1 protein-coding gene is annotated in these 406 nt (G+C 30.3%); it reads left to right on the top strand.

Annotation, left to right across the window (positions count from 1 at the left end):
• A partial coding sequence (locus tag GJU39_RS23340) for an ArsR/SmtB family transcription factor (protein WP_154283386.1) occupies window positions 1–306 on the top strand: 306 nt, incomplete at its 5' end.
• Window positions 307–406 lie beyond the last annotated feature (100 nt).

Below are 406 nucleotides of genomic sequence, written 5' to 3'. Positions count from 1 at the left end.
ATGGAATTATTGCAAGTTATTAAATCACTATCAAATCAAACTCGTTTGAATATACTTACTTGGTTGAAAGATCCCTTCGCTTATTTTCCAGAAGAAGAATTGGCTGACTATAAATCCTCATTAGGAATATGCGTTTCCGATATTGCTAAAAAAGCTGAAATGTCTATTCCGACGGTTTCAGTTTATCTTAAAAATATGTCCGCAGCAGGTGTTTTGGAGGCAACAAGAAAAGATCAATGGACATATTATAAACGTAATGAAAAAGTAATACAACAGTTAGCTCAGTTGATCAAGAATAACTTATAATTTTTTTTTAATATTAAATTAGGAATTTACCTAAATAACTAAATCAATACAATATGAAAGCAGCAGTATTAAACGAGTTCGGCTCTGTAGAAAAATTTGA

Source organism: Pedobacter petrophilus (assembly GCF_009674725.1).
In the GTDB taxonomy this organism is placed as follows: Bacteria; Bacteroidota; Bacteroidia; order Sphingobacteriales; family Sphingobacteriaceae; genus Pedobacter; species Pedobacter petrophilus.
This window is presented reverse-complemented; position numbering and strand designations above follow the sequence as displayed.